The sequence below is a fragment of the Janthinobacterium sp. UMAB-60 genome (genome assembly GCF_900095235.1).
Taxonomy (GTDB): Bacteria; Pseudomonadota; Gammaproteobacteria; order Burkholderiales; family Burkholderiaceae_D; genus Janthinobacterium.
The window spans coordinates 144035-154018 of record NZ_LT607491.1 but is presented as its reverse complement, the minus strand read 5'-3'; the positions used below and the strand labels follow the sequence as shown (position 1 = coordinate 154018).

Here is a 9984-nt window from a genome sequence, read left to right as displayed (position 1 = left end):
GGGTGGGTGAGGAATCTTCGGATAAATTTAAGCACGAGTGTGCTTGTTTTGGCGAGGATTGCAACTTTGGCGCCATTTTGCGTGACATTGCCCCTCGCCGCAATCTAAATCCAGCCATTTTGTGTAATGATGGCGTTTACCTTTGCTCAAGTGTGACGCAGGGTATTTTGCCCCTGTGCCAGTGGCACGGTGTAAAGTGTTGTCTAAAATAAAACAGGAGTAGCTCGTGGGCATAGAAGTCAATTTCGAGGGCAAGATTGCCCTGATTACCGGCGCATCGAGCGGCCTCGGCGCGCGCTTTGCGAAAGTGCTGGCCCAGGCCGGCGCGCAGGTCGTGCTGGCGTCGCGCCGCACCGAACGCCTGAAGGAGTTGCGCGCCGAAATCGAAGCCGATGGCGGTGCCGCGCACGTGGTGTCGCTCGACGTGACCGACTTCGCCAGCATCAAGTCGGCCATCGCGCATGCGGAAACGGAAGCGGGCCCCATCGATATCCTCGTCAACAATTCCGGTGTTTCCACCACGCAACGCCTGGTCGACGTCACGCCCGAAGATTATTCGTTCGTGATGGACACCAACCTGCGCGGATCGTTCTTCGTGGCCCAGCAGACGGCCAAGCGCATGATCGCGCGCGCCAAGGGCGACCCGAAGAAACAGCACCGCATCATCAATATCGCCTCGATGGCGGGCTTGCAGGTGCTGCCGCAGATCGGCGTGTATTGCATGAGCAAGGCGGGCATGGTGCACATGACGCGCGCCATGGCCGTGGAGTGGGGCAAGTATGGCATCAACACCAACGCCATCTGCCCCGGCTATATTTCCACGGAAATCAATGAGGATTACTTTGCCACCGAGCAGGGCAAGAAGCTGATCGAAATGTTGCCGAACAAGCGCCCGGGCAAGCCGGAAGATCTGGATGGGCTGCTGCTGCTGCTGGCGGGCGAGGATTCGCACTTTATTAACGGCGCGATCATTTCAGCAGACGGTGGAATGAGTACCTTCTAACGCTGCAGCTGCAGTCCCACCAGCTTGTGTACCAGCTCGGATGAGGTCGCGGCGGCGAATTTGCGCATCAGCTTGGCGCGGTGCATTTCCACCGTGCGGGGGCTGAGGTCGATCTGGCGGGCGATGACCTTGCTGGTCTTGCCTTCCACCAGCAGGGCGGCGATTTCGCGCTCGCGCGGGGTCAACTGGGCCGTCACGGGGCGTTTCTCGCTGACATCCTCGAACGTCCAGATGCCCGCTCCCAGTGGCTGGCCCGGCAGCATGGCGTGGCCCGTCACGTGGCACCAGAACAATTCTCCATTACTGCGGCGCATGATGCGCTCGTCCGAATAGCGGCCCTTGGTGTTCATGATGGGGATGATGCGGTCACCCGTGCGCAGGAATTCGTCGTGCGTGGGGTAGAGTACTTCGAAGGACTGGTCGTCGAGCTGGGCGCGCGCATAGCCGAACATGGATGCCAGCGCCTCGTTGCAGCTGCGCATGATGCGGTTTTCCGACATGCACATGCCCACGGGCGCGTGCAGGAAGATGCTTTCATAATCGATGGCTGACGCGGCGTTCATCTGATACGTATCACTCTCACAGGGGGATTGCTGGCACGGCGCCGGTAGTTCTACGGTATTGTACTTTCCACTCGCGTATTTTATGCTGAGTCGCTGCCTGAGTCATGGACTCAAGACCAAAGCTTAACAAAAGATAGAGGGACACCCATGAATAAAGTTTATCCTGACGCCGCCTCGGCGCTGGCCGGTATCGTCCAAGATGGCCAGACCATCGCCGTCGGCGGCTTCGGCCTGTGCGGCATTCCCGAAGCCCTGATCGGCGCCTTGCGCGATTCGGGCGTGACGGGCCTGACCGCGATTTCCAACAACGCGGGCGTGGACGGCTTTGGCCTGGGCCAGCTGCTCACCACGCGCCAGATCAAGAAAATGATCGCCTCCTATGTGGGCGAAAACAAGGAATTCGCGCGCCAGTACCTGGCCGGCGAGCTGGAACTGGAGTTCACGCCGCAGGGCACCCTGGCCGAAAAACTGCGCGCCGGTGGCGCCGGCATTCCCGCCTTCTTCACCAAGACGGGCGTGGGCACCATCGTTGCCGACGGCAAGGAACTGCGCGAATTCGACGGCGAACAATACGTGATGGAACGCAGCCTGGTGGCTGACGTATCGTTGGTGAAAGCCTACATGGCCGACCGCGCCGGCAATTTGGTTTACCGCAAAACGGCGCGCAATTTCAATCCGAACGTGGCCATGGCGGGCAAGATCACCATCGTCGAAGTGGAAAAGCTGGTCGAAGTGGGCGAGATCGACCCGGACCAGGTGCACACCCCCAGCATCTTCGTGCACCGCATCGTGGTCAACGCGAACCCGGAAAAACGCATCGAGCAGCGCACCGTGCGCACTGAAGCATAAAAAAGAATACGGAGATAATCATGGCTTGGACGAGAGATGAAATGGCCGCGCGCGCGGCAAAGGAATTGCAGGATGGCTTTTATGTGAATCTGGGCATCGGCTTGCCGACCCTGGTGGCCAACTATGTGCCGGACAATATGGAAGTGTTTTTGCAGTCGGAAAACGGGTTATTGGGCATCGGCCCTTTCCCCACCGACGCGGAAGTCGATGCCGACCTGATCAACGCTGGCAAGCAGACAGTGACGGCCTTGCCCGGCGCCGCCTACTTCAGCTCGGCTGACTCATTCGGCATGATTCGTGGCGGCAAGATCAACCTGGCCATCCTGGGCGCCATGCAGGTGTCGGAAAAGGGCGACCTGGCGAACTGGATGATTCCAGGCAAGATGGTCAAGGGCATGGGCGGCGCGATGGACCTGGTCGCCGGCGTCAAGCGCGTCGTGGTGCTGATGGAGCACGTGGCCACGGCCAAGGACGGCACGACGTCGCATAAATTGCTGAAACAGTGCGACTTGCCGCTGACGGGCGTGGGCGTGGTCGACGTCATCATCAGCGACCTGGGCGTCATCGACGTGACGGAAAACGGCTTGAAGCTGGTGGAACTGGCGCCGGGCGTGACCAAGGAGCAGGTGCAGGCGGCCACGGGCGCTGAGCTGGACGTTTCCGCCGTATAAACGGATTGTGGTCTGGAATAGAAGGGCGGACAGCGATGTCCGCCCTTTTTTTATGCGCCCGCCTTGCCGCGCAAGCCGTCGAGGCTGTAGGCGCCGGCGCCCGCTGCCGCGAAGTACAGGAAGGTGAAGCAGTACATCACGGCCATTTCGCCGCCGTTCAGGATCGGCAGGAAGGCGCTTGGCGCGTGCATCAGAAAATAGGCCACGGCCATCTGGCCCGACAGGATGAAAGCGACGGGACGCGTGAACAGGCCGAGCAGCAACAGGGCGCCGCCCACCAGTTCCAGCACGCCGGCCGCGCCCATCAGGGAAAACAGTTGCAAGCCGTCGAACATGGCCACGTGCGGCACGCCGAACAGCTTGGCCGTGCCGTGCTGGATGTAGAGGAAGCCGAGGATGATGCGCAGCAGGCCCAGCAAGCGTGGGGGCCAGGTGGCGTAAAGGGCGGGCGAGAGGGACATGGCGTACTCCATTCAAAAAGTGGATGGTTCGGTGTCAGGCTTGCATTAACGCAATGTCATTATGCGCGAGCCTGGCGGCGAACAGGTGACAGCACTGTAATAGTTTTCCAGGCATTGATCATCATGATAAATATTGATGCATGATTTACTGTGGGTTGATGATGCGCTAAAACCCGCGCCCAATGAAAAAAGCCCTGCGGATCGCTCCGCAGGGCTTTTCAATGTTGAGTACCGCTTTACTTGACGATATTCACGCTCGGTGCGACGTAGGCGTCGTCGGTCGGGTGGGTGGGATGGGCCAGCTCGCTGTGCAGCTTGTCCATGTCCAGTTCTTTTTCCCATTTCGACACGACGATGGTGGCTACGCCGTTGCCGATGAAGTTGGTCAGCGCGCGGCATTCGCTCATGAAGCGGTCGATGCCCAGGATCAGCGCCATGCCGGCCACGGGAATCGTCGGCACCACGGCCAGGGTGGCCGCCAGGGTGATGAAGCCGGCGCCCGTGATGCCGGATGCGCCTTTCGAGGTCAGCATCGCCACGCCCAGGATGGTCAGTTCCTGCCAGATGGTCAGGTCCGTGTTGGTTGCCTGTGCTACAAACAGGGCAGCCATGGTCATGTAGATATTGGTGCCGTCCAGGTTGAACGAGTAGCCGGTAGGCACGACCAGGCCGACCACCGGTTTGGAGCAACCCAGGCGCTCGAGTTTTTTCATCAGGGCCGGCAGCGCCGATTCCGACGAGCTCGTGCCCAGCACGATCAGCAGTTCTTCCTTGATGTACAGCAAGAAGCGGCCGATGGAGAAGCCCGTGTACTTGGCGATCAGGCCCAGCACGACGAAGATGAACAGGAAGCAGGTCAGGTAGAACGAACCCATCAGTTTAGCCAATGGAATCAGCGAAGCCAGGCCGTATTTGCCGATGGTGAAGGCCATCGCGCCGAACGCGCCGATCGGTGCGACTTTCATGATGATGTTGACCATGCCGAAGATGGCATGCGACAGGTCGTCGATCAGCTTGGTGACCGGACGGCCGCGCTCGCCCAGCAGGGACAGCGCGAAGCCGAACAGGATGGCGATCAGCAGCACTTGCAGGATGTCGCCTTTGGCGAAGGCGTCAACGAAGGTCTTCGGGATGATGTTCATCAGGAAGTCCACCGTCGACAGGCCTTCGGCGTGCGTGTATTGCGCGATCGACTTGGCGTCCAGGTGGGCGGGATCGGCGTTGAAGCCGGCGCCCGGTTTCAGGATATTGGCTACCAGCAAGCCGATGCCCAGCGCGAAGGTGGAGACCACTTCAAAGTACAGCAGCGCCTTGCCGCCTACGCGGCCGATCTTCTTGACGTCCTGCATGCCGGCAATGCCGGAGACCACGGTACAGAAGATCACGGGGGCGATGATCATCTTGATCAGTTTGATAAAGCCGTCACCCAGCGGTTTCATGTCGACGGCGTTCGACGGGTAGAACACCCCCAGCAGCACGCCTGCCACAATGGCGAACAGCACCTGGACATACAGGATTTTATAGAATGGTTTTTTCACGAGTGGTCTCCTCTTGCGGGTTGATGCTGCGATCATCCGCCCATTGCCGGGCCGGCTCAATTGTGGATAACCGCAGATATGCAGTTTCGCTATATCGGGTATTGCGCCATGGCGAACGTGCGAGTGCTGTGCTGCGGCGCAGCATTTCAGCCGCGCGCTTGGAGCATTGCCCGCGCTGCGCTACACTGCCGTAGCGTCGCGCGCGGGACATCCCTTGGCAGGCAGAAAGCGGTGCTCTTTTTATATCGAATAAGGAAATCGCATGATCGAAGCGAGCATCAAATCCGTCCAGTGCATCTCCCCCGCAGGCTTGCATACCATGTCGTACAAGGAGTGGGGCGCGGCGGACAATCCGAACGTGCTCGTCTGCGCCCATGGCGTGACGCGCGTGGCGGACGACTTCGACAACCTGGCGCGCGCCATGGCCAGCGATTACCGCGTGATCTGCCCAGACGTGGTGGGGCGCGGGCGCTCGGGCTGGCTGGCCAATCCGCAGTTTTACCGCGTGCCGCAATATGTGAGCGACATGGTAACCCTGCTGGCGCGCGTGCTGGCCAATGGCGAGCGTCAGACGGTGGACTGGTTCGGCACCTCGATGGGCGGCTTGATCGGCCTGGGCCTGGCATCGTTGCCGGACAGCCCGATCAGCAAGCTGGTGTTGAACGATATCGGCCCGACCCTGGCGCCGGAAGCCTTGCAGCGCATCGGCGACTACATCGGCCAGGACTTGCGTTTTGATACCTTCGAGCAGGGCGCCAGGTTTGTGCGCGACGTGTCCGCCAGCTTCGGCCCGCACACGGACGCGGAATGGCATAAACTGGCGGTGGATGTGTTGCGCCAGGATAAGGATGGTCACTGGCGCCGCCACTATGATATGGGACTGGCCATGCCGTTCCGCTCGGCCACGCCGGAATCGGCGGCCAGCGACGAAGCCATGCTGTGGGCCGCGTATGATGCCGTGCGCTGCCCCACCTTGCTGGTGCGCGGGTCGGAATCCGATTTGCTGTCGCACGCGACGGCGCAGATCATGCTGGGCCGCGGCCCGAAGGCGCAGCTGGTGGAAATCGCCGGCGTGGGCCATGCGCCCACCTTCGTGCACGACGACCAGATCGCCATCGCGCGCAAGTTTTTGCTGGGCAAGTAACCAGGCAACAAGCAACACCGCTGTACAGATTTTGAAACAACCGAAAGAAGAAGCATGGAAATTACACGACTGCACGTAGGCAAACGCCTCTCCGAAGTAGCCATTCACAACAACACCATCTACCTGGCTGGCCAGATCGCCGAAGACACCACGCAAGATATCGTCGGCCAGACGCGCGAAGTGCTCGGTCACGTCGACCGTTTGCTGATGGAAGCGGGCAGCGACAAGACCTGCATCCTGTCGTGCCAGATCTACATCGCCGACATGAAAGACTTCGACGGGATGAATGAAGTATGGGATGACTGGGTGGCGTCAAGCCACACCCCGCCGCGCGCCACCGTTGAGGCGAAGCTGGCCAATCCGGCATGCCTGGTTGAAATCGTCATCATCGCTGCAGAGCGCTAAGTTATCTGGTTTTTCAGTTTATAAGGCATTACATGGTTTCCATCTCGGCCCCGAACAGCGTCACCTCGGAACAACTGGTAGAGGGCTTGAGTGCGCCGGACAGCGCGCGCGTGCTGGACGCGCTCGCGTATGCCACCGAAGCGTATGGCGACAAGCAGACCTTTGCCGGCCGTTCCGCGCTGGAATTCGCCATCGGTGTGGCCAACACACTGGCTTTCCTGCGCAGCGATGCGGAAACGCGCATCGCCGGCTTGATGTTCGAGCTGACCCTGCTGGACCCGGATACGGCGGCCGATATCGAGCCGCGCTTCGGCAAGCAGGTGTGCGACCTGGCGACAGGCGTGCGCCAGCTGATCCGTTTGCGCGCGCTGACCCAGGCGCAGCACGGCAGCGCTGCCGGTCGCGGCAAGAATGCGGCGCAGCAAGCCGTGGCTCAGGTGGAAACCTTGCGCAAGATGCTGCTGGCGATGGCTTCCGACATGCGTGTCGTGCTGGTGCGCCTGGCCGCTTGCGTGACGACCTTGCGCTATTTCGCCGAACTAAAACTGTTCAACGAAATGACGCGCGAATACGGCAAGGAAACGCTGGATTTGTACGCGCCGCTGGCCAACCGCCTCGGTATCTGGCAACTGAAGTGGGAACTGGAAGATTTATCGTTCCGCTTCATCGAACCGGAAGCATATAAACGCATCGCCAAGATGCTGGAAGAAAAGCGCATGATGCGCGAGGGCTTTGTTTCCTCGGCGATTCTGCGCCTGCAGACGGAACTGGCGTCGGCCGGTATCCAGGCGGAAGTATTTGGCCGCCCGAAACACATTTACAGCATCTGGAACAAGATGCGCGGCAAGGAACTTGATTTCACGGCCCTGTACGACGTGCGCGCCTTCCGCGTCATCGTTTCCGACGTGAAAACTTGCTACACGGTGCTGGGCGTGGTCCACAATATCTGGACCCCCATCCCGAAAGAATTCGACGATTACATTTCACGGCCGAAACCGAATGGGTATCAGTCGCTGCACACGGTGGTGACGGCCGAGGACGGCCGCCCGCTGGAAGTGCAAATCCGCACCAATGAAATGCACAGCTTTGCCGAATACGGCGTGGCCGCGCACTGGCGCTACAAGGAAGAGGGCGGCTCGAACTTTGCCGGCCAGAAATACGACGAGAAAATCGCCTGGCTGCGCCAGTTGCTGGCGTGGAAGACGGAAGTGGCCGACGCCGTCGTGGGCCAGGAAGAAATCCAGCGCGAATGGGTGGAAAAGCTCAAATCGGCGACCCTGGACGACCGCATCTTCGTCATGACGCCGCAGGCGCGGGTGCTGGAATTGCCCGTGGGCGCCACGCCCGTCGATTTTGCCTATCACCTGCACACGGATGTGGGCCACCGCTGCCGCGGCGCCAAGGTCGACGGCATCATGGTGCCCCTGAATACGCAATTAAAGAACGGCCAGACCTGTGAAATCATCACGGCCAAGGGCGCGCCGGGCACGGCCGGGCCGTCGCGCGACTGGCTGGGCGCCGGCTACGCCGTCAGCACGCGCACGCGTTCCAAAATTCGTGCCTGGTTCCACGCCATCGACATGCAGGAAACCCTGGCCCATGGCCGCGCGCTGGTGGAGAAATCCTTGCAGCGCGAAGGCAAGACGGCCGTCAATCTGGAAGCGCTGGCGCAAAAGCTGGGCTTTGCGAAAGTCGACGAACTGTTCCTGTCGGTGGGCAAGGATGAATTCAGCCTGCGCCACGTGGAGCAGGCGCTGCACGACAATGGCGAAGTGGTGGTGCCGGAAGACGCCGTGCTGGTGGGTAAAAGCCGCGCCTCCAGCGTGGAGCAGGGCGCCAAGTCCGGCGTGCTGGTGGTGGGCACCGAGGGCTTGATGACGGTGCTGGCCAAGTGCTGCAAGCCGGCGCCGCCGGACAGCATCGTCGGCTTCGTCACGCGCGGCAAAGGCGTGTCGATTCACCGCGCCACCTGCAAGAACTTCGAGGAAATGCGCGCCAAGTCGCCCGAGCGCGTGATTTTTACCGAGTGGGGCAGCACGGGCGGGCACGATACCGTGTATCCGGTCGACGTCTTCATTCTCGCCGGCGACCGCCAGGGCTTGTTGCGCGACATCTCCGAAATCTTTTCGCGAGAGAAAATCAACGTGATCGGCGTCAACACCCAAAGCGCCAAGGGCCAGGCCCGCATGACGTTTACGGCCGAGATCAGCTCGACGGCGCAGCTGTTGAAGGCGCTGAATGTGATTAAGGATGTCAGTGGCGTGTTGGAAGCCCGACGGAGTTAGCTAAATTTAACCCCGAGCGCAGAGGCCGGGGTCGTACCCTCAGGGTACGACCCCGGTATTTGCCGTTGGGTTCAATCAGTGTGTTTTGTCACCCTGATGCAACCCCGCCATCGCCGCCGTCTCCGGCTGCAAAGTAATATGATCGATGCCATGCTTGGCCAACAGCATCTTCTTGATCGCGCGCAAGACCTTCGGCCAATGGTCGAGGTGCTCGATTTCCACGTGGCCGATCAGGGCCGGCTGGCCCGGCGACATGTCCCACACGTGCAGATCGTGCACGGCAATCACGCCGTCCACTTGCTCCACGTCCGTGCCCACGGCGATGTAGTCGATGTGCATGGGTACGCCTTCCATCAGGAAGTGGTAGGACTCTTTCAATACCCCGAAGGTCGATTTCAAAATCAGCAGCGATACCAGCACGGACAGCAGCGGGTCGATCTGCATCCAGCCCGTGAAGTAAATCACGGCGCCCGCGACGATGGCGGCGACCGAGCCGAGCAAATCGCCCATCACGTGCACGAGGGCGGCGCGCGTGTTCACGCTTTGCTTGTCTTTCGACAGGACCCACGCCACCACCACGTTGATCGCCAGGCCGATGAAGGCGACGATGAAGACCATGCCGCCCTTGACGGGTTGCGGAGCGGAAAAGCGCAACACGGCTTCATAGCAGATCCAGCCCACCACGCACAGCATGGCCAGGCCGTTGACGAAGGCGGCCAGTGCCTCGGCGCGGCCAAAGCCGAACGAGTGGCGCGGCGAGGGCGGACGGCGCGCGATGAGCTGCGCCAGCAGGGCCAGGCCCAGCGCGGCCGCGTCCGTGACCATGTGGCCCGCGTCGGAAATCAGCGCCAGTGAATTGGACATGAAGCCGGCCGCCACCTCTATGCCGGCAAACGACAGGGTCAGTCCCAGCGCCCACGCGAGGATGCTCTGGCTGCGCCCCTCGAACGAGTGCGTGTGCTGGGCGTCGCCCTTCAGGTGGGCGTGCAAATGGGTGGCGTCGTGTTCGGTGTGCGTGGGCTGCATGGAATGCTTTGTGGAATGAGGTTGCCGTCAGTGTAATTG

The 9984-nt window shown here is 60.9% G+C and carries 11 protein-coding genes; 7 read left to right on the top strand and 4 right to left on the bottom strand.

What is annotated here, in order from left to right; genetic code table 11:
- Both K0F86_RS17005 and K0F86_RS17000 read left to right on the top strand, forming a co-directional pair.
- Positions 1 to 212, top strand: a 212-nt coding sequence (locus K0F86_RS17005) for a hypothetical protein (protein WP_219135505.1), incomplete at its 5' end; no start/stop codon positions are given.
- 14 nt (positions 213 to 226) lie between these two features.
- Positions 227 to 1003 carry an SDR family oxidoreductase gene (locus tag K0F86_RS17000; protein ID WP_034752351.1) on the top strand — a complete coding sequence of 259 codons (777 nt, stop codon included), beginning with the start codon at positions 227 to 229 and terminating at the stop codon, positions 1001 to 1003.
- Here the strand turns inward: K0F86_RS17000 and K0F86_RS16995 are convergent.
- The gene (locus K0F86_RS16995) at positions 1000 to 1566 is read right to left on the bottom strand and encodes a LuxR C-terminal-related transcriptional regulator (protein WP_099759549.1); all 567 of its coding nucleotides are present in this window, start codon (positions 1564 to 1566) and stop codon (positions 1000 to 1002) included. The genes K0F86_RS17000 and K0F86_RS16995 overlap by 4 nt on opposite strands.
- 147 nt (positions 1567 to 1713) lie before the next feature.
- On the opposite strand from K0F86_RS16995, the gene K0F86_RS16990 reads away from it, so the two are divergent.
- Both K0F86_RS16990 and K0F86_RS16985 read left to right on the top strand, forming a co-directional pair.
- The gene (locus K0F86_RS16990) at positions 1714 to 2415 is read left to right on the top strand and encodes a CoA transferase subunit A (protein ID WP_034784215.1); all 702 of its coding nucleotides are present in this window, start codon (positions 1714 to 1716) and stop codon (positions 2413 to 2415) included.
- 20 nt (positions 2416 to 2435) lie between these two features.
- Positions 2436 to 3086, top strand: coding sequence for a CoA transferase subunit B (locus K0F86_RS16985; RefSeq protein ID WP_071077802.1), 651 nt, complete (start codon positions 2436 to 2438; stop codon positions 3084 to 3086).
- Positions 3087 to 3136: 50 nt separating this feature from the next.
- Here the strand turns inward: K0F86_RS16985 and K0F86_RS16980 are convergent, their stop codons facing one another.
- Both K0F86_RS16980 and K0F86_RS16975 read right to left on the bottom strand, forming a co-directional pair.
- Positions 3137 to 3547 carry a DoxX family protein gene (locus tag K0F86_RS16980; protein ID WP_219135504.1) on the bottom strand — a complete coding sequence of 137 codons (411 nt, stop codon included), beginning with the start codon at positions 3545 to 3547 and terminating at the stop codon, positions 3137 to 3139.
- Between the two features lie 236 nt (positions 3548 to 3783).
- Positions 3784 to 5121: a dicarboxylate/amino acid:cation symporter gene (locus K0F86_RS16975; protein ID WP_257572201.1), complete on the bottom strand. Its 1338-nt coding sequence runs from the start codon at positions 5119 to 5121 to the stop codon at positions 3784 to 3786.
- 226 nt (positions 5122 to 5347) lie between these two features.
- Here K0F86_RS16975 and K0F86_RS16970 point away from each other — a divergent pair, with 226 nt between their 5' ends.
- The 3 genes from K0F86_RS16970 to K0F86_RS16960 are packed head-to-tail and all read left to right on the top strand — an operon-like array spanning position 5348 to position 8919.
- Positions 5348 to 6229 carry an alpha/beta fold hydrolase gene (locus K0F86_RS16970; RefSeq protein WP_219135502.1) on the top strand — a complete coding sequence of 294 codons (882 nt, stop codon included), beginning with the start codon at positions 5348 to 5350 and terminating at the stop codon, positions 6227 to 6229.
- A gap of 54 nt (positions 6230 to 6283) precedes the next feature.
- The gene (locus K0F86_RS16965) at positions 6284 to 6634 is read left to right on the top strand and encodes a RidA family protein (RefSeq protein ID WP_219135501.1); all 351 of its coding nucleotides are present in this window, start codon (positions 6284 to 6286) and stop codon (positions 6632 to 6634) included.
- A gap of 32 nt (positions 6635 to 6666) precedes the next feature.
- Positions 6667 to 8919 carry a bifunctional (p)ppGpp synthetase/guanosine-3',5'-bis(diphosphate) 3'-pyrophosphohydrolase gene (locus K0F86_RS16960; RefSeq protein WP_219135500.1) on the top strand — a complete coding sequence of 751 codons (2253 nt, stop codon included), beginning with the start codon at positions 6667 to 6669 and terminating at the stop codon, positions 8917 to 8919.
- A gap of 75 nt (positions 8920 to 8994) precedes the next feature.
- Here K0F86_RS16960 and K0F86_RS16955 read toward each other — a convergent pair whose 3' ends face one another.
- The gene (locus tag K0F86_RS16955) at positions 8995 to 9945 is read right to left on the bottom strand and encodes a cation diffusion facilitator family transporter (RefSeq protein ID WP_219135499.1); all 951 of its coding nucleotides are present in this window, start codon (positions 9943 to 9945) and stop codon (positions 8995 to 8997) included.
- Positions 9946 to 9984 lie beyond the last annotated feature (39 nt).